Genomic DNA, 18,055 nt, shown 5'->3' with positions numbered 1-18,055 from the left:
CTGTAAGCAATTAAGCTGATAACAGTCTTATATTATCACTTATTCTTAATGTTTTATAGGTCAGCTTTTTTAATTAATCGACTTGCAATTTTCCCCTTAACCGGTAAGATGGTGACATATATAGATTTAGACGAAAGCGAGAGTTAAAGATGAAGCATCTATTCTTCGATTTTGATGGTACCATTGCTGATTCGGAACAGGGGATTGTGCAATCTCTGAAATACTTTATTGAAAAAATGCACTTACCGACTTTAACGGCCACCCAGTATCGGAAGTTTATCGGACCGGCATTGATTACGTCAATTCGCCAGTTTTACCCGGATCTCTCCGATGATGACGTGTTTAATGCGTTGAGTTACTATCAGGAATTTTATCAAAAAGAGGGCATCTTCCAGCTGAAAATCTATCCTGGCATTTTGACGGAGCTTGAAGCGCTAAAGGCAGCCGGCTATCAGTTACACATTGCTTCTGCCAAGCCTGAAGTGATGATTAAACGGATCAATGATCATTTTCAACTTGGCCGTTATTTTGAAAGTGAGTACGGCGCAACCAGTGACGAGAAAACCCGCATTACCAAATCGGCCATTTTGAAGTACGCTTTAACGCAGTCGGGTGCCGATGAAGCTGAGAGTGTCATGATCGGGGATCGCAATACGGACATGCTTGGTGGTTACGAGAACCACGTGAAAACATTGGGCGTCACTTATGGGTTCGGGGATGTGCCAGAATTATCGGCTGCCCATGCGAGCGCAATTATTGATCATCCCACAGAAATTCATCAAGGTGTTGAGCGATTGGTTGGATAATCTTGAAATTTAAACCATAAAAAACGTGGTGGCAACGGCAGTTAAGTCGCAATCCACCACGTTTTTCATGGTTTGATGTAAGCATATCCCTGTTCTTGCAATGTAATTAAATCGGCAACCCCAGCTGGAACAATTTCGACATTGTCCGGTAAGTCCTTGGCCTGAACACCGTGGCTGCGCATGGCGTTTTGACAAGCATGAAACCGCACAGCTTGATCACCTAGTTTTTTAACAGCCTGCTTGGCGGTGGACATTAAATAGCTCATAATGCCATCGCCGTTAACGAGTACGACAATTTGATATTGGTCATGCTGTGTTTGAGCATAATCAAGTAGGTTTTGAATGTTTCCCATGGTATGGGCCCACTTTTCAACTTCATCAACGTGAAAAACCACTTTATGCATTAATTTGTTCCTCCTTTGCCAATTGGCCGGTATCATAAGCTTCTTTAAATAATTGATAATCGACATGAACCTGTTTTGCGTAATCATTGGCCCAATTAACCAAACTTTTGACTAACTTTTTCTTTTTGCCAACGTAGCCATGGACAATGCCGGCAGTAGGGCTTTGGGCGTGGCCCCGTGCCAGTAACAACGCACAGACCCTGGCGTAGTCGGCAAAGTCGGTTTCACTCATTTTTTCTAGGTTGACCGATTCCTTCATGTCCCAGAACTGACGAACATAAAAACTACGATCGATCTCATCGTTATGATAAAAACCAAGAAAGGGATCGGATGCCCGCTGTAAGACCTGCTGGCAAGTCACGATTCGCTCACCATTATCCAGCCCGTTTTGACTGTATTGGGTTGTTACGTCGAATCCTTGAAAGCGCCGGGTCTGTAAAGCCTCTTTAATTTGGAGGACCAGGTGGCTGCCGTCAATTGCTGTTAAAAGGACTAGAAAGCATCGGGTGCCAAAACTGCCAACACCGACACTATGGCGAACAATATCACTGATGTGAAACTGTGAGAGTAGAACAGCAACGTCTGGACCAACTGTTTGAAGGTATTTTTCCAGGTGGTTGGTTATTTGAGCCATCCGTTTTTTTGAAACGTGGACGGTTTTCGGTGGGTTTTCCCGAAAGACCAAGTGGCCCTTTGAGTCGAGGGTGGTGAATTTTTTAACCACTTTTTCGGAATTTCGAGAAACTGCACTGCACTTAATCTTTTCCCACAGGCTTGAAGCAGAATGATCGGAAGCTTCTGATTTCAAAAAACTTTCGACCTCCGTTGAAAAGTAATAACGTTCCAAAGCACTATGATTATCGAAACACTTACTTAAGATTTCCTGATAGGTTTCTACGGCGCCCTTCTCGATGGCTGAAAGTTTATTTTGAGATAGACCAAGTTGTTGCCCAACCAGCACGACGCTGACCAAAAGTCGACGAATATCCCAGTCCCAGGAACCGATGGTGGATTCGTCAAAATCATTGAGGTCAAAAAGTAATTTTCGTTCCGGTGAAGCGTAAAATCCAAAATTGCCGATATGAGCATCGCCGGAAATTACTACCGGAATGTTAGTCGAGACTTGGTTGGCTAAATCATAAGCCATTAATTCGTCGGTCCCTCTGAAAAAGGAGAAGGGGGAGGCGGCCAATCGTTTATGACGGAGGGGTAACAGTTCTGAAATTAATTTGCTTTCCACGTGTTCAATTCCGGAAACCACATTTCGATTTACGGGCTGAAAATGGGCCAATTGGTCAAAAGGCACTTTATCTCGTTCGGCGTGACCCATTTGGATCAGCTCACTGATGGTTTTATTAATCTGAATTTGACTTAAATCGTATTGTAAACCCGACCTTTGTTTGGCGGCTGTCAGGCTTTGGCTATTTTGCATCGAAGATCTTTCCTTTCAAGTATTCGACAAAAATTGTGATCACTAAACTTATTGTGGTTGACGGTTTATTGACAGTCAAGTAAAGCGATGAGTCACACTTGATTTGCGTCAAATCTTTGCCGGTGCATCTGCTGTGGTACAATACCTGTAACGAGTTATTTTGGAGATTTTATTTATGAAAAAAATTTATTGGGAAAGCGTTGAAATCAATCATCAAGTGTTTTATTTTACAGTGACCGATAAGGGGCTAAACTTTGTTTCAAGTCCCCATCGACACATTTCTGAAATTTTTGACTTTTATCCTCAAAATCGATATCAGTATCAGTTCATGTATGATGACGATATTACTGGGGCTTATCTTGATGAATTTAAAGAATATTTTGATAAAAAGCGTGAGAAATTTGATGTGCCACTTGACTTTAGTGAGATTCATAATGAATTGGAGCGCCGGGTTCTGAAAGCTCTGCAACAGATTCCCTATGGGCAAACCATTACTTATAAACAATTGGCCGAAATAATTGGCCAGCCAAAAGCAATTCGAGCGGTGGCCAGTGCCGTTGCTAAGAATCCCTTTTTAATTGTCGTGCCTTGTCATCGAGTGGTTCGGTCAAATGGTGAAAGCGGTGATTATCGAGGTGGTGCCGATACAAAAGTGGCCCTTCTTAAATTTGAGAAAGAGCCGCCTGAAAAGGAACCCTTGATTAAAAAATTACCGTTACCACGGCTTAGTCAATTAGGTAAACCTGATCTTTAATCAAATCAAATGGTTGATGGTGACGGTTTAATTTTTCAGTGGCTTTCGGCTCAATCATATGGGCCGCTTGCCAGAAAGCTTTTGAATTCGTGGCACCGTTTTTCTCGCCGATGACGATCAGTTTGAGATCGTGGTCGGCTTTTCGTATTGCATTTAGGACATCCAAATCAACGGTCCCTTTATCCGGCGCCCAACTCATGATCACGTCGTCAACGTGGCCTTGATATTTGTGAATGGCAGAAACGGCATCCAGTTTTTCGATTTTTGTGACTTGGTGTTGACCCGTTTGATTCTCGGCAACCCAATCGAGGCTGTCAGTCGGATAAACGGTTAATCCAAGGTCAGCGAGGCCTTTTGAGATGTATCCGTTGCCGGCCATGACCTCCAGAACACTGTGGTTACCAATGTAGTCTGCCAGATCTTTTACAAATGGCGCGGAAATATAAGCCCACATGCCATACGTTTCTTCAAGGTAGTCGCGGTAAGAGCGAAGGGCTTTATCCAACTTTGGGAGGGCATCGGATAATTGATCCCAAAGTTGATCGCCCTTAGGATCGTTCTTATCAAACTTTTGATTAATGACTTGATAGAGCTGATCCTGGACATTATCAGGCAATAGTAAAACCGGCAGATCCTGGGGAAGTAATTTAGACTTGATTAGATGGTCGCTTTCGAGTACATTATTAATTAAAAACTTAATGTCAGGGAAGTCCGAAAACAGCTCCCGATAGCGCTTCATTTGATTGATGTAATCATTATTGGTGGTTGCTTTTTGATGATGACGTTTTAAGAGTTTCTTTTTTTGTTTGTTAGTTAGCATAGTGACTCCTACTAAATGAATTTAATTAAGATTCGAGGGTTGATTGAATGATGACATTTGCTCAGAAAATAGCTGCCATTTGGGTTATTTTGTTAGTCGGGTTAATTTTTGCAATTATTCAAAAAAACAGAGCCCATATCGCTTTTTGTGCGATTGCATGGGTTGGCTTCACAATTTCAACTTTCGTCAGCGTCTATTTAATGATTAAATGAGATTAGTGATGGTTGTTTTTATCCATCCCCAAGTCCAGCTCTTCTTGCTTCATGGTTGGGGTAGGTGGTTGTGGCCGACCTGTCTTGCCATGGATATAACCGGAAATCAACTGGTAGATTTCATAGCGATCGGAAGAATCTAGAGTTTGACCATTAAATTGGAGAGATTTATCTGAAATAAACAACCGAGCCAAATCATAGGTTGTATTTTCTGTCAGGCCGGTTAAGTAGTCCATGGTAACGTTGAAAAAGGAAGCTAGTTTTTGAACTTCAACGTATGAAGGGGTGCGAACACCGCGCTCCCAGTTACCAATTTGTTGGGGCGTATTGCGATGTTCTTTATCGGTTGGAAATTGCGTATTAAGTAATTGAGCTAATTGGGAAAGTGTCAGGTGTTTTCCCCGACGCAAAGCTCTTAATCGTTCTGGAAACATTATGATCACCGTCCTATTCGTTAGTACTAATTATACTGCAAATTGATAGTGTGTGGAGCCAAGCGGTTTGATTCCGAAATGTAAGGCGTTTGGCTTGGAAATCCCGGGTTTGGATTTTTGAGCCGAATCCCTTACATGCAGGAATCAGCTTGGCGGAACAGTCCTAAGAAAGTGAGTGGACAAAAGCGGTTAACCTCCGGAAGATAAGGCGTCAATTGAGTAGTTAATTAAAAAATATAATGGTGAATAGTAAATGAAAAAGCGAACAAAACTATTAATTGCCTGTGCGTCGCTGGTAACGGTGGTCGCCGCAGGATTATTTGGAGCGGGTCTTTATTTTTACAAGGTGGCCGTTGTTCCGGCACCTAAATCATTTTTGAGTAAGCCGCAAAGAATTAAGCCAAGTAGCCCGTTGTACCCAGCCCATCGATGGTATCAAGGGGTTCATAAACAACGCTGGCATGAATTATCGGCAACTGGTCATCTAAAGTTGGATGCCAACTATATTTCGGCTGATCAGCCAACGAACAAGACAGCTGTTGTTGCACACGGCTTTATGGGAAATAAGGATAAAATGTTTCAATATGCTTATCTTTTCCATCAGCTAGGTTATAATGTGTTGTTACCCGATGCTCGGGGCCATGGTGACAGCCAAGGGAATTACATTGGTTATGGCTGGCCGGATCGACTGGATTACGTTAAATGGATCAAAAAGGTGATTGCCAGAAAGGGCCCTGATTCCAAGATTGTGGTCTTCGGAACCAGTATGGGCGGCGCGACGACGATGATGGTTAGCGGTGTTAAAAATGTTCCCAAGCAAGTCAAAGCCTACATTGAGGATTGTGGCTACACGAATGTTTCTGATGAAATTGCCTACCAGGCAAAACAGCTATATCATTTGCCGAGATTTCCATTGGTTGGCATTGTTAGCGCAATTAATTGGGTTAAAAACGGGTATACGTTTAAGGAGGCCAGTGCGTTAAATCAGGTTAAAAAGAATCGGCGGCCAATGCTATTTATCCATGGCGCGCACGATCACTTTGTACCGACCAAGATGGTTTATCCGCTTTATAAGGCCGATAAAGGTCCCAAGCAGCTTTTAATTGTTCCAGGAAGAGGCCATGCCAGATCATATCAAAATCATCCCAAACTATATACGGAAACGGTGAAGAAGTTTTTGAACCGTTATCTCGATTAGTCAGTGGAATATGTTAGACTAATAATGGAAGAGTCCAGAAGGAAGGGAGGGCAAATTCCTTGATTTATATTGTTTTAGGGTTTCTGGCCTGCGTGATCGGGGCATTTAGCGGCGTCTCGCTTCAAAAGCGTCGGTACGCAGCTGAAATTCAAGGTGCCCACAGAGAGGCAGATAAAGTGCTGGCACATGCCAAAGTGAAAGCCCAGGAGGCCGTTGAAAAGATTAATGAGACGGCTGATCAACGTGTTTCTGATTATAAGGAATCCATTGAGGAAGAACTCGACAGTTATCAAGCTGATAATGCAACTCGGGAAGTTCGAATTAAACAACGGGAGACCGGCTTGACCCAAACCGCTGCCAGACTTGATCAACTACACGAAGAAATGACAAAACGGGCTAATGACTTATCACACTTGAAACAGTCGATTGTTGACCTGAGAAAACGGGCAGAAGCCTTATCAAGCAAACGGGTGACAACGCTTGAAGAACGTGGCCAACTATCGATTGGGCAAGCTAAAGTTGAAATTCTCGATCAGCTAAAAGACTCGTTGGCACGTGAAAAAGAAATTGAATTACGATATCAACAGGATGAAGCGGCTGTTAATGCCCCTAAAATCGCTAAAATTATGGCGGTGGATGCTATTCAACGCGGCCCGGTTGATATGCCTAGAGAACACACGGAACATCTGGTTCAAATTTACGATAATAGTACCAGGCAAAAATTAACCGGGCGTGACAGTCAGAATTTACGTTATATTGAGACTCTGGCCGGCGTTGATTTGGTTTTTGATCCAGATGACCGCTCAGTATTGCATATTGTAACGGCTGATCCGATTAGACGGGAAATTGCGAAATTGGCACTAACCAATTTGACCGTTTCAAAGCAGATTAATGCACAATCAATTGAGCGGCAAGTAACGATTGCACAGACTGATGTGATGAATGATATTCGGAAAACCGGTGAACGAGCGGTTAGTTCATTACACATTGGTTGGATGCATCCAGACTTGATTAAAATTGTTGGTCGGCTAAAGTATCGGACCAGTTATGGTCAGAATGTGTTAAATCATTCGATTGAAGTAGCTGAGATTGCCGGTTTAATGGCAGCTGAACTAGGTTTGAATGTTAAGGTTGCTAAACGAGCCGGCTTGCTGCATGATATTGGCAAAGCAATCGATCGCGAAGTTGATGGAACGCACGTTGAATTGGGTGTGAAAATTGCCGAAACGTTTGATGAGGACTCAAGGGTCATTAATTCCATTGCGTCTCACCACGGGGATGTTGAAGTCACAACACCGATTTCCTATCTGGTGGCGGCTGGTGACACCATTTCCGGTGGCCGACCTGGTGCCCGAAGTGAATCAGTTGAAGAGTACGTTAACCGGTTGAAGAGTCTTGAACGAATTGCCAGCAGTAAGCGTGGTGTAAAGGAAAGTTACGCCATTCAGGCTGGTCGAGAGATTCGAATCATGGTTGATCCTAGAAAAATTAACGATCAACAGAATGCGGAACTGGCTGATCAAGTTAAAAAACAAATCGAAGCTGAATTGGCTTATCCTGGTAAGATAAAGGTCACCGCCATCCGTGATTTTAAAGCGGTCGCCTACATTGGTCAAAACAAAAAATCATCACAACAGCACGAACCGGCTAGGCGAAGGCAATCAAAACATCGGCCAAATCATGCCAAGAGCCGAGTACGTTAAATAGTCGAATTGAGTTAAGCTGATAAATGAAAAAGCATCCTTGTCAAATAAAAATTGACGGGATGCTTTTTTCGGTTTAAAAGTTAATTTTCAAAGAGTCAGTTCGTTTTTTTCTTAGGTAAAAGATTGCCAACAAAATGAAGAATAGCCCCAAAATACCTTGAATTAAAATTTCCTGACCTGTTACGGCACTTTCTTTGAAGACACTGGTGCTGGCTAAAGTACTGTTGAAATCCCATAATCCATGGGTTAACATTGGCAAGATCAAGCTGCCGGATCTTAAGTATAAAGCTGCTAAGAAGATCCCGAAGCAGGCGGTTGAAATAATTTGCAATGCAGTTTGATCCCAAGGCTGTGAAAAGGCGTTAATGCCGTGAGTGATTCCGAATAAAATACTTGAAAGAATAACGGCTGACCAAATTTGGCTGTGCGTCTTGTATTTGGTAAAGACATATAAAGAAATGCCTAAGATCAGTCCTCGAAATAGATATTCTTCAAAAACACCGGCACTAATTCCGACGACACTTGCTTTAATCAAATTATTAGCGCGGCCGTTTGCCAATTGAATCACAGCCGACAATAGGATAAGATACATCGGCCAAGCTAGTAATAAGGCTGAGCCAATTGAGGTGTGCAATGAGAAATGAATTGGCTGTTTAATCCAAATGAGATTGATCGCCACAAAAATAATTAATAAGGTTAGGTCCTGAACAAAGAATTGACCTGTATCGTTACGGGTAATTAGGTTCTCAACTGGTGGTATCACATAAAATAATAGTGCTAAAACAAGAACTTCTAAAAAAATTGCCAACCAGAAATTTTGACGAGTTGTTCGATGCATGGATTTGTCTCTCCCCTCATGAGTTAATCGTGATTTGAATTTAACACAGTTTATAATAACTTAAACACGTGATTAGCGCATGAAAAAGGGCCTATTAAATTGTGGACAATTAAGTAGTTAATCTTTAGCTTCAATTTTGAAATTATGATTATTAGTTGCCTTGATGATGGGATGTTTTTGTAAGTACTCTAAAATAATTTGACTAATGGTCATATCACAAGAAGCAACAATTTTGTCTTTCGTATACATGGGATAGTGACCGCCACCGCTTGCTCGATAGCGGTTTAAAGTCACAAATAGAATTTGATCGTCAGTAACATCTTGACCATGATATTTTAATTTAGTAACCCGATGACCAACTGGCCTAGCAATATTAAGTGTGTATTCAATTCCCTCGTACATATCGTAATTATAAAAGCGCTCTTTAGGAAACATGAAGCGTTCGTTAACGACCACTTCGCCATGTTTAACATCAAAGTATTTAGCGGTAACTTCTAAAGCGGCTCGCAGATCAGCACCGGTAATTCTGGATTTTACTAGTGTATTTGGATAAACGTAGTTGGTGATAATATTACGCATCGTAATGGGACTTTCAAACCCGTGGGCTTCGTTATTATATAACGCGGTGGCAGAAATATCGGTGCCCATTTTGGCCATTTGAATTTTTTGAATAAATTCAATAAAGGCAGATTCCTTAATTCGAGCATGAAAAGGATCACTAAAGGTTAGATCCCCATCGATTCGAGAAAGTGGTTTATCAAGCCAATGCTGCAGATGATCGGAAAGGGAGGCAATTTCCTTGGCGATTTTTTGATCAGGGTCGCTATCAGCAACACTTAATAATTCAGCGTTACGATGGGTGATTCGCTTGTCTTCGGGTGAAATGTCAAAAGTGATTTTGCCAATGTATTCACCCCGGGATCCGGGTTGGATAATTGGCACCTTAAATAGCTCGCTGGCGATTTTGCGATGTTGGTGACCGGAAATAAAGCCATCAATTCCCTTGATATTTTTTAAAATATCGTAGCCACGATTTTCACCCGGATTAATGTCATTCCAGGTACCGGTTCGATCCCGCTCAAACCCACCGTGATAAACGATGACGACAATGTCAACTTTATCTCTTAATCCTGGTAAATAGCGTTTGCACGCGGTTAGTTCGGAAATCAGATTGAAGTCATTTAAATCGTTCACGTTTTTCCATTTCTTAGTACTGGTGGTGGTTAATCCCAGGAAGCCAATTTTAACCCCGGCAACGGTCATAATCGTATAAGGATTCGTCAGCAAGGGCTCGTTATCGCGATCGACAATGTTGGCACACACAAATTGCCGAGTTGAATGATTAATAACAAAATTTAGATAATCCAGCCCGTAATCAAATTCATGATTGCCAATGCTGCCGATTCGATAACCAACTTGGTTATAAGCGTTAATAAAGGCCGCCCGGTCGGTTGTATCGGCGCGCTTGGCGACGTAATCAGCCATTGGTGACCCTTGAAGAAAATCCCCATTATCAATCAAAATGACCTTTTCATCTGGATGTTGGCGGATATATCGTTTAATTGTCGAGCTTACTTTTTCTAGACCAAAAGGCTTATCTGAGTTCGAATCAACGTAGTTGGTTGGTTCGATAAAGCCATGTGTATCACTGGTCGCTAAGAGGGTAATTTTCATTTTTTTCACCTGCAAACACAATGTATACCGTCAAGTATAATCAATTAAGAACACTTTGTAAACGTCAGTGAGCGGAGCCAAGCGGTTAGCACCCGGATGATAAGAGATCAATCTGAGAAATCCCGACTTTGGATTTTTCAGATTGATCTCTTATCAGGAGTGGTGTTGCTTGGAGAAGCTGTCCTAATAGTAGTGAGCGGAGCCAAACGGTTAGCACCTGGAATATAAGGCGTCGAGTAGGGAAATCCTGTTTTTAGATTTTTCTACTCGATCCCTTATATGGAATGGTGCTGTTTGGAGAAGCTGTCCTAGCAGTGAGCGGAGCCAAGCGGTTAGACCTGTTCCATATAAACCATTTGGTTGGTCGGGATGCTTTGGTTTAATTGATCGAAGGGGCTAATAATTTTATGATAAGTTGAAATTGATTTCTTTTTAAGTTATACTTCCATCATTTAGGTACAGGAATTGGTAGGCGATAGACGATCGAAAATTTTGTGAGTGTTTATTACCCAACACTAATAAAGCTTATGATTGAACCGGTCAGATGATTATAGTATCTGATGCAGAAGTGATAATGGGCAAATGTCATTATCATCACTTATCATATTTCAATTCAAATCATTAATGTGTAGCCCGTTATGTTTACTTTGAAGAAGCTCAAGCCAAGAAATGGCTCAAAATAAATCATAATGATAGCGCAGAAAGGAAAAAGACATGAAAAAAATAGTAGCAGTAACGCCAACTATCTTGTTACTTATCGGTGTGGCGTTTGGGATGTTTTTGCCAGGATTAAAGAAAGAGGCTCAGGGAAGCATGATTGCGTACAGCATCATTTCCTTAGGGATCTATTCGTTCTTTTCTATTTTTATTTACGGCATGGCGCTTGCTGTTAGAGGAGAAAAAGAAGTTAATTTTTCAGCAAAACTTTTTCTTGGATACATGGTGTCAGTATTGATCCTAGTAATTTGTATTGCTTTGTTTCTAATGACTCATAATTAAAAAGTGGATGGGGAGAGAAAAATTCACAAATTCATTTACAAAAAGTAAGTAATGGTATTGACAAAAGGTGTCACTGTGTTAATATGTTACGTGAAAGATGTATTTCAGTTTCATTTTTGTTACAAATTAGGGGGGATTGTAATGTTAAATCTTTACGTTGCACAAAGTAGTGCGTCAAGTCGAAAGGCACGCGCTTGGTTAAAGCGTCACAACATTGCCTTTAAAGAGCGAAACATCAATTCCAATCCTCTTAATGCCGATGAGGTTAAGCAGATTTTACGCTTGACTGAAAATGGTAGTGAAGACATCATTTCTACAAGATCCAATATTTACAAGAAATTAAACTTGGATATTGACAATCTTTCGGTATCTCAATTAATTGATTTATTGGTTAAGTACCCGGATTTGATTAAACGACCAATCATTTTTGACGACCATCGACTAGAGGTTGGTTTTAACGAAGAAGAAATTAGAAGATTTTTACCTCGCAGTGTACGTGAGGCAGAACTTCGTGAACTTGAATCACAGATAAGTTAAGTTAGAAAATAACGGTTGAGTTATACGGATGAATTTAGAAGTCAAGGTTATTAAAGGCCTTGGCTTCTTTTTTGCTTGTGAAATAATGACTGGATATTGCTGATTAGGGCATTGACTTAATCAATAAATTGTTATGCTTTTTAATTTGTCCGGAATAATTATCGATCTCAAATGATTTAAGCACTTAGTTAAATGTCAAATTAGCCATGAACAGTCAATGTCGGTTTCTTCAAAATTAAGAAGTTATTTGTAAGATCTTCCTAAAAGGATTGTTTTTTTACTCAATTTTCATTAAAATTAACCTCGTTATACTAAAAGAGGGGGATATTCTCAGTGATTAAAATGGTAGCTTTGGACTTGGACGGCACCTTGCTGACAAGTGATAAAACAATTTCCAAAATTAATGAAACTATTTTGAAACAGATTCATGATGAGGGCATTAAAGTCGTCCTTTGCACAGGCCGACCGATTAATGCAATCTGGCCATACCTTGAACAATTGGGTTTAACAGGTGAGGATGATTACACCATTACCTTTAATGGCGCATTGGTTGTTCACAACAACGATAAGACGCCTTTATTTAAGAGTGGCATGGCAAAAGTAGATTTTGAGCCCTTACATAAACTTGCAGAAGAATTCAGTGCCCCATTGGACATTTTGAATTTTGAACGAGTCTATGCGATCTCGGACTTAAAGCCTTCCATGTATGAACAACAATTTAAAGGCAATATCGAGTTTGCTTCACAAAGCTATGCTGAATTGGCGGAAACTGAGTCATATGCCAAAGCAGTTGTGTGTGAGGAACCGGCACTTCTGGATGATTTTGTTAAAGCGATGCCTGCTAGAATCAGTCGGCGTTACCATGTTGTCCGGTCACAACCACAAATCTTAGAGTTTTTGGCGCCAAAAATGGATAAAACGGTTGGCTTAAAAGCCCTTTTAAACCATTTTGGCTGGAACTTTTCAAATTTGATGGCGTTTGGCGATTCGCAAAATGATCTTGGCATGATCTCACACGCTCGAATTGGGGTCGCAATGGAGAATGGTACGGATGAAATTCGGGCCATTAGCAGCGTCATTACCAGCAATAATGATAATGACGGTGTTGGCAGTTATCTCAAGAGCTTTTTTTCGGTACGCTAACTTTAACAGAAGTTGACCAATCCCCAGTAGACTTTTAACTCAAATGAAAAACGACTGTCAGTTCGTTAAATACGAAGACGGTCGTTTTTATGGATCTGTGATTAATGTTGTTTAAAGAGGCCGGTTAAGTGGGTCATGAAGGCGTCTAAGTAGGCGTCAACATCGGCATTAACGGCAACTTTGACATTTGGATTAGGATCTGAAAGTCGTGCCGGATCTCCCGTCGTTCGGCCGTAGTATTTTTCATCGGTTGTCACATACATGTTTAAACTGATAGTTTGAACAAAGTTAGGGTTAATCGCCACCCCAACCGCGAACGGATCATGGAGGGCACACCCATGAAGGTCGGGACTGGTTACCTCATAAGCTTTGATATAGTAATCAACGATATCAGCGAAAGCGCGACCAGATTTAGTCCCTAGGTTACGCCACTGCTGGGTTTCTTTTTTCGTTAACAGTGTGCGTAAGGTCACATCAAGACCAACTTGGGTCAATGGGGCTTTTCGAAAGACATGGTCGGCGGCTGTGGCATCTTGTTGGATATTAGCCTCGGCGACGTTGGTCACGTTTCCTGGAACGGTTACAGCGCCACCCATGATTGTGATATTACCGATTTCGTTGGTAATTTCAGGTGCTTTTTTAATTGCGGCATCCAGATTAGTTAATGGGCCGGTTGGAACCAAGATTAGGTCTTTGCCATATTTTTTAACAGCATCGATAAAGAAATCAATCGCATCACCAGTTTCCGGCTGACGCTTAGGGGCAGGAAGATCCACTTCACCAATCCCGTTTTCGCCATGGATCTGAGCGCTAACCGGCATGCGATCAAAGTGGTCACTTTCAGACGAGTGCGACAGGCCTTGGTAAACTGGGACATCGGTTGCACCCAACAGTTCGAGAATTTTAAGTGAATTAATAACGCCATCTTCGACGTAAACATTACCATATGAGCCGATAATACCAATTAAATCAACGTCCGGATCAGCAACGGCATATGCGATTGCCATTGCGTCATCAATACCGGTATCAAGATCGAGAATCATTTTTTTCTGGGCCATTAAAGCTACCTCCATAATGTTGTAATATCAAGGATGAAAACCCTTTACCTAATCATAACCGAAAATGACGGATAATTCAAAATTTGAAGTGAGCGGAACCAAGCGGTTAGACTCCGGAATGTAAGGCGTTAGATGGGAAAATTACGGGCCTGGATTTTTCAATCTAATCCCTTACATGCAGGGGTCTGCTTGGAGGAGCTGTCCTAGGAAAAGTGAGTGGAGCCAAGCGGTTAGATTCCGGAGCGTAAGGCGTCACGTGAGGAAATTCTGTTTTTGAATTTTTCCACCTGATCCCTTACATGTAGGAATCTCCTTGGTGTAGCTGTCCTAAAAGAGTGAGCGACACCGACTTGAATCTGTTTGCTGGGTAAGGTACGCTAAATAGTAATACTATTAAGAAATGGGATTTTTTAAATGAAACTCGAAAATAAAAAAATCGGGCGCAATTTTTTCTCGCTGATTTGGACGGGCGTTCGACGAAATTATGATAATCTGGATAACTTGGATGACCACATTGCCAAGCGGTTGAGTGACGAATCCCAGGACAATCCGGTTGAAATTCATCTATCGAGGATGTTTTCTGAAGTTTTTCAGCGGCATACTAAAGATGAAGCAGATCGACTCTTTATTGTGGGAACCAGGAGCACAACCCCTAGTTTGAGAAAGGTGTCGAGTCGCCCGGTTAAACCGTGGTTTTTTTCCAGAATCTTTTTTGTGTTGGCTGTGAGTTTTGCGATGCTGATGCTGTTACTATTTCTTTTTAAAAGCAATAAAGCAATTCCCGGGCTGATTTTTATTGGGTCACTGGCCGTGCCGTTTTCGTTGATGATGATGTTTTTCGAAATTAATGTTTATCAAAATATTTCGGTTCTGCAGGTCCTAACGACTTTTTTAGTCGGCGGGATCTTATCATTGCTTGTGACCATGACATTTTATTTAATGCTGCCAATTCGAACGGATGTGAGTATTGAATCGGCACTGGTTGTCGGCTTTGTAGAAGAACTTGCCAAATGTGTGGTCGTGATTCTGTTTATTAATTCGTATCGACTTAACTACATATTTAACGGTGTCTTGATCGGGGCTGCAGTTGGGGCCGGCTTCTCAGTCTTTGAAAGTTCCGGTTATATTAGTCAATATGGCTTAATGACTATTTTTACCCGTAGCTTTCAGGCAATTGGAACCCACACTATTTGGGCAGCCATTATGGGCGGCGCCATTATTCTGGGAAAAGCTCGTAAAAAGCCGTTTACAATGCGCGATTTCTTTACTAAACCTAAATTTTATATTTTCTTTTTGATTGCGGTCGCTTTACACACATTTTGGGATTGGGACATTCCGAATACCGGTTTAAATGTTTCCATTATGCAGGAAGTTCTTGATATTATTATCGGCTGGTTTTTAATTTACATTATGATTGATGCCGGCTTAAGGGAAGTCAAAACACTTCAAGGCCAGCGAATTATCATTCCGAAAAAGCACCGGCTCAAAAAAGGCAGATCGGAAAAGAATCGTTCAAAAAAGCGTTAAACTAAACAGAAACTCAAATTGGTGATGACAGTCACCCTTTATGAATCTAAGGAGGAATCTCAAAAATGACTTCGAGTGAAACAATGTATGATATAACCATTATTGGTGGTGGGCCGGCAGGGATGTTTGCCGGCTTTTATGCGGGACTTCGAAATGCCAAAGCCCAGATCATTGAGAGCTTAAGCGAACTAGGTGGCCAGGTAAGTGCACTATATCCGGAAAAAATTATTTTAGATGTGGCCGGCTATCCAAAAATTAAAGCCAGAGATCTGGTTGAACAGCTCGAAAGTCAACTTAAGACGGTTGAAACAGCCGTCAAACTGAATCAAACGGTGAAGAATGTCCAAAAGGTCGATGGTGGCTATCAAATTACGACAAATCAGGAAACGACGCTCACCAAGGGTGTCATTATTGCCACAGGAGTCGGTGCCTTTAATCCGCGCAAGTTGGCAGTTGACAATAGTGATGAGTTTGAAGGTCGTCAACTATTTTATAGCGTTAAGAATTTAGCTCAATTTAAAGATCAGACGGTCCTGGTAGCTGGTGGTGGTGACTCAGCCATCGATGAAGCACTATTGTTGGAATCAGTTGCCAAAAAGGTCTATCTGCTTCATCGGCGTGACAAGTTCAGGGCAATGGAGCATAGTGTCGATCGGCTACAAGCGTCCTCAATTGAACCGGTGACACCGTATTTGATTAAGCAGCTGCAAGCAACTGGTGATGATCAGGTCATGATCACAGCTAAAAAAATGAAATCAGATGAAACAAAAACTTTAACGGTCGATAAAATTGTTGTTAATTACGGTTTTATTGCCCAAGACGAGGCTTTAAATGCTTGGGAAGCGCATCCGGCAGTTAACCGCGGTAAAATCTCGGTTAAGTCAGCTGGAAAAACCGAGTTGGCAAATGTATTGGCAATTGGGGATGTTTCCGAATATCCGGGGAAGGAGCCACTAATCGCCACAGCCTTTGGCGAAGCACCGGTTGCAGTTAACACTATGATGCAGTCACTTTACCCGGATAGACGGGGACCACTGCACAGCACGTCGATGCATCGATGAAATGATTTTTTTGTTCAAATTGTTATCAAATGGAAAATAAAAAGGCTAGCCATTTCGGTTAGTCTAATTACATAACTATTCGCATGATGGGTATAAATATCCGAATAATTAAAGGTGAGTTAATTTTCAAAAGGGTTGCTGTGACAGGTTTACTAAACGCCTGCAATCAGATTAATTGCCATATGGATGCCAATTGGGACAAAAATGTTTTTGGCCTTTAAATATAAGATTGATAAAATTACACCCATTCCAAATCGTAATAAGAGACCCATTAGTTCAGCTTTGGAAGTCAGCGCCGTTTCGGCCCAATCCCAATGAGCTAAACCAAACAGCAGGCTCGAAAGCAGAATGGACAGGATAGTTGAGTTGAAAACTGATTTAAAAGCGGCAATTAAAGCCTTTCTGAATACCAATTCCTCTAGAAATGGTGCCAGGATTGCACCAAAAATAAACATAATTAGCGGCGCTGAATTTGCGGTAGTGGTGAATTTCCTCGCATTTACGTTTGGATGATAGTAGACAATGTTGCAGATAATGTTCCAAGCGATAATGCTGACGATACCCAAAAGGATATATAAGGAATATACGGGGATCTTTTTAGAAAAAAGCTTCAATTCACTTTTCATTTCACCAATTAGTAACCGACCAACTATTAACAACATGACAATTTCTAGAATTGTAACAATATAGGGAAAGAGACTAGATTTAGTAACATTGCTGACTTTTTCAAAAAACATTGCGGGAAGAGAAATCATAATGTATGAAACGATCGCCCACCAATAGTTTGCGGTTGAAGCTTTTTGACCTTGGCTTTTCATAAATCTCACCTCACTAAATTATTACTACTGTTTTTTCTAAACGTAGAATAAGCAAAAATGTTACCTTCGATAAATATGGTTAAATGTTAATCGAATGCTACCACATAACAATTAAAAGTAAAGGCTTTTGAACTTTCGAATAAGTGAGTATTTGTTAAGCAATTAAGTACAAAGGTAAAATTAAACTTGACAAGCTAAGACGGTTTTAGATAATAGAAAATAACCTCGTAGTTTTGAAAGGAAGGTAACCAGTATTACAAAGCCAAGTATGCCCAAAAGAAGTAACTTAGGATTGATAATCGCGATTATTTTAGTGATTGGGCTCTTCTTTGCAACGATTATCTTAATGCAGACTGGCATAATTTCGCTAACCATCGGCGTTGGCTTGCAACTTCTGTCTTTTACAATTTTATTTTGGTATTTATATGGGCTGATGATTTATAATCTTCACAAATATGGCAGCTCTCTCAAACAATCTGACAAGTTTTGGTTGGCAGGGCCGAGCGGTAAGCGAATCAACCCTTACAATAAAAAAGGATTAATGGTTATTACAATTGTTACTATTTTCTCAACAGTAATTTTCCTTGCGATATTTTTATCAATCATTTATATGTAAAATTAAAAGACTCAATAC

General features: G+C 41.1%; 18 protein-coding genes. 10 read left to right on the top strand and 8 right to left on the bottom strand.

Translation table 11 applies throughout. The features are described from left to right. The first annotated feature begins 149 nt into the window (after nucleotides 1–149). Nucleotides 150–806 carry an HAD hydrolase-like protein gene (locus ED605_RS00180; RefSeq protein ID WP_121976922.1) on the top strand — a complete coding sequence of 219 codons (657 nt, stop codon included), beginning with the start codon at nucleotides 150–152 and terminating at the stop codon, nucleotides 804–806. A 65-nt stretch (nucleotides 807–871) separates the two neighbouring features. Here the strand turns inward: ED605_RS00180 and ED605_RS00175 are convergent, their stop codons facing one another. Beyond that, entirely contained in the window at nucleotides 872–1,210 is a 339-nt protein-coding gene (locus tag ED605_RS00175; protein WP_121976921.1) for a DsrE family protein, read from the bottom strand. Then, entirely contained in the window at nucleotides 1,203–2,642 is a 1,440-nt protein-coding gene (locus ED605_RS00170) for a DUF2252 domain-containing protein (protein WP_121976920.1), read from the bottom strand. The genes ED605_RS00175 and ED605_RS00170 overlap by 8 nt, the downstream gene beginning before the upstream one ends. A gap of 175 nt (nucleotides 2,643–2,817) precedes the next feature. On the opposite strand from ED605_RS00170, the gene ED605_RS00165 reads away from it, so the two are divergent. Beyond that, the gene (locus ED605_RS00165; RefSeq protein WP_121976919.1) at nucleotides 2,818–3,396 is read left to right on the top strand and encodes a methylated-DNA--[protein]-cysteine S-methyltransferase; all 579 of its coding nucleotides are present in this window, start codon (nucleotides 2,818–2,820) and stop codon (nucleotides 3,394–3,396) included. Here the strand turns inward: ED605_RS00165 and ED605_RS00160 are convergent. Together ED605_RS00160 and ED605_RS00155 are read right to left on the bottom strand one after the other, a co-directional pair. Next, nucleotides 3,368–4,216, bottom strand: a complete 849-nt coding sequence (locus tag ED605_RS00160) for an SAM-dependent methyltransferase (RefSeq protein ID WP_121976918.1) — start codon at nucleotides 4,214–4,216, stop codon at nucleotides 3,368–3,370. The two genes, ED605_RS00165 and ED605_RS00160, sit on opposite strands and share 29 nt — an antisense overlap. 214 nt (nucleotides 4,217–4,430) lie before the next feature. Further along, nucleotides 4,431–4,862 carry a helix-turn-helix domain-containing protein gene (locus ED605_RS00155; RefSeq protein WP_121976917.1) on the bottom strand — a complete coding sequence of 144 codons (432 nt, stop codon included), beginning with the start codon at nucleotides 4,860–4,862 and terminating at the stop codon, nucleotides 4,431–4,433. A 253-nt stretch (nucleotides 4,863–5,115) separates the two neighbouring features. On the opposite strand from ED605_RS00155, the gene ED605_RS00150 reads away from it, so the two are divergent. Further along, nucleotides 5,116–6,060, top strand: coding sequence for an alpha/beta hydrolase (locus tag ED605_RS00150; protein WP_121976916.1), 945 nt, complete (start codon nucleotides 5,116–5,118; stop codon nucleotides 6,058–6,060). A gap of 59 nt (nucleotides 6,061–6,119) precedes the next feature. Continuing rightward, nucleotides 6,120–7,763 carry a ribonuclease Y gene (rny, locus tag ED605_RS00145; protein WP_121976915.1) on the top strand — a complete coding sequence of 548 codons (1,644 nt, stop codon included), beginning with the start codon at nucleotides 6,120–6,122 and terminating at the stop codon, nucleotides 7,761–7,763. A gap of 76 nt (nucleotides 7,764–7,839) precedes the next feature. Here rny and ED605_RS00140 read toward each other — a convergent pair whose 3' ends face one another. Together ED605_RS00140 and ED605_RS00135 are read right to left on the bottom strand one after the other, a co-directional pair. Continuing rightward, entirely contained in the window at nucleotides 7,840–8,604 is a 765-nt protein-coding gene (locus ED605_RS00140) for a CPBP family intramembrane glutamic endopeptidase (protein ID WP_121976914.1), read from the bottom strand. A 117-nt stretch (nucleotides 8,605–8,721) separates the two neighbouring features. Beyond that, entirely contained in the window at nucleotides 8,722–10,278 is a 1,557-nt protein-coding gene (locus ED605_RS00135) for a bifunctional metallophosphatase/5'-nucleotidase (RefSeq protein ID WP_121976913.1), read from the bottom strand. A gap of 714 nt (nucleotides 10,279–10,992) precedes the next feature. Here ED605_RS00135 and ED605_RS00130 point away from each other — a divergent pair. From ED605_RS00130 to ED605_RS00120, 3 genes are all read left to right on the top strand, one after another. Beyond that, a complete protein-coding gene (locus ED605_RS00130) occupies nucleotides 10,993–11,277 on the top strand; it encodes a LasU family protein (protein ID WP_121976912.1) in 285 nt (94 codons plus the stop codon). A 141-nt stretch (nucleotides 11,278–11,418) separates the two neighbouring features. Continuing rightward, entirely contained in the window at nucleotides 11,419–11,814 is a 396-nt protein-coding gene (spx, locus tag ED605_RS00125; RefSeq protein ID WP_121976911.1) for a transcriptional regulator Spx, read from the top strand. Nucleotides 11,815–12,156: 342 nt separating this feature from the next. Further along, complete coding sequence (locus ED605_RS00120) at nucleotides 12,157–12,957, top strand: Cof-type HAD-IIB family hydrolase (protein WP_121976964.1); 801 nt, start codon at nucleotides 12,157–12,159, stop codon at nucleotides 12,955–12,957. 101 nt (nucleotides 12,958–13,058) lie between these two features. On the opposite strand, the gene ED605_RS00115 is transcribed toward ED605_RS00120, so the two are convergent. Next, the gene (locus tag ED605_RS00115) at nucleotides 13,059–14,015 is read right to left on the bottom strand and encodes a nucleoside hydrolase (protein ID WP_162919707.1); all 957 of its coding nucleotides are present in this window, start codon (nucleotides 14,013–14,015) and stop codon (nucleotides 13,059–13,061) included. Between the two features lie 414 nt (nucleotides 14,016–14,429). On the opposite strand from ED605_RS00115, the gene ED605_RS00110 reads away from it, so the two are divergent. Next, the gene (locus ED605_RS00110; protein WP_121976909.1) at nucleotides 14,430–15,542 is read left to right on the top strand and encodes a PrsW family intramembrane metalloprotease; all 1,113 of its coding nucleotides are present in this window, start codon (nucleotides 14,430–14,432) and stop codon (nucleotides 15,540–15,542) included. Nucleotides 15,543–15,607: 65 nt separating this feature from the next. Continuing rightward, entirely contained in the window at nucleotides 15,608–16,603 is a 996-nt protein-coding gene (locus ED605_RS00105) for an NAD(P)/FAD-dependent oxidoreductase (protein WP_121976908.1), read from the top strand. A 152-nt stretch (nucleotides 16,604–16,755) separates the two neighbouring features. Here ED605_RS00105 and ED605_RS00100 read toward each other — a convergent pair whose 3' ends face one another. Beyond that, nucleotides 16,756–17,421, bottom strand: coding sequence for a CPBP family intramembrane glutamic endopeptidase (locus ED605_RS00100; RefSeq protein WP_121976907.1), 666 nt, complete (start codon nucleotides 17,419–17,421; stop codon nucleotides 16,756–16,758). A 292-nt stretch (nucleotides 17,422–17,713) separates the two neighbouring features. Between ED605_RS00100 and ED605_RS00095 the strand changes: the two genes are divergently transcribed. Then, on the top strand, nucleotides 17,714–18,037 hold the full coding sequence (locus tag ED605_RS00095; RefSeq protein ID WP_162919706.1) for a hypothetical protein: 324 nt from the start codon (nucleotides 17,714–17,716) through the stop codon (nucleotides 18,035–18,037). Nucleotides 18,038–18,055: the final 18 nt, after the last annotated feature.

Source organism: Lentilactobacillus raoultii (assembly GCF_900411375.1).
Lineage (GTDB): Bacteria > Bacillota > Bacilli > Lactobacillales > Lactobacillaceae > Lentilactobacillus > Lentilactobacillus raoultii.
The sequence above is the reverse complement of the archived record's forward strand: the minus strand, read 5'-3'. Positions and strand labels throughout refer to the sequence as shown.

Bases quoted from the DNA above. Each gene is read 5' to 3' on its own strand.
- ED605_RS00100 (WP_121976907.1), bottom strand. From the start codon at position 17,421: ATGAAAAGCCAAGGTCAAAAAGCTTCAACCGCAAACTATTGGTGGGCG.
- ED605_RS00175 (WP_121976921.1), bottom strand. From the start codon at position 1,210: ATGCATAAAGTGGTTTTTCACGTTGATGAAGTTGAAAAGTGGGCCCAT.
- ED605_RS00170 (WP_121976920.1), bottom strand. From the start codon at position 2,642: ATGCAAAATAGCCAAAGCCTGACAGCCGCCAAACAAAGGTCGGGTTTA.
- ED605_RS00110 (WP_121976909.1), top strand. From the start codon at position 14,430: ATGAAACTCGAAAATAAAAAAATCGGGCGCAATTTTTTCTCGCTGATT.
- ED605_RS00160 (WP_121976918.1), bottom strand. From the start codon at position 4,216: ATGCTAACTAACAAACAAAAAAAGAAACTCTTAAAACGTCATCATCAA.
- ED605_RS00180 (WP_121976922.1), top strand. From the start codon at position 150: ATGAAGCATCTATTCTTCGATTTTGATGGTACCATTGCTGATTCGGAA.
- ED605_RS00150 (WP_121976916.1), top strand. From the start codon at position 5,116: ATGAAAAAGCGAACAAAACTATTAATTGCCTGTGCGTCGCTGGTAACG.
- ED605_RS00140 (WP_121976914.1), bottom strand. From the start codon at position 8,604: ATGCATCGAACAACTCGTCAAAATTTCTGGTTGGCAATTTTTTTAGAA.
- ED605_RS00120 (WP_121976964.1), top strand. From the start codon at position 12,157: ATGGTAGCTTTGGACTTGGACGGCACCTTGCTGACAAGTGATAAAACA.
- ED605_RS00115 (WP_162919707.1), bottom strand. From the start codon at position 14,015: ATGGCCCAGAAAAAAATGATTCTCGATCTTGATACCGGTATTGATGAC.
- ED605_RS00165 (WP_121976919.1), top strand. From the start codon at position 2,818: ATGAAAAAAATTTATTGGGAAAGCGTTGAAATCAATCATCAAGTGTTT.
- ED605_RS00155 (WP_121976917.1), bottom strand. From the start codon at position 4,862: ATGTTTCCAGAACGATTAAGAGCTTTGCGTCGGGGAAAACACCTGACA.
- ED605_RS00105 (WP_121976908.1), top strand. From the start codon at position 15,608: ATGACTTCGAGTGAAACAATGTATGATATAACCATTATTGGTGGTGGG.
- ED605_RS00135 (WP_121976913.1), bottom strand. From the start codon at position 10,278: ATGAAAATTACCCTCTTAGCGACCAGTGATACACATGGCTTTATCGAA.
- spx (WP_121976911.1), top strand. From the start codon at position 11,419: ATGTTAAATCTTTACGTTGCACAAAGTAGTGCGTCAAGTCGAAAGGCA.
- ED605_RS00130 (WP_121976912.1), top strand. From the start codon at position 10,993: ATGAAAAAAATAGTAGCAGTAACGCCAACTATCTTGTTACTTATCGGT.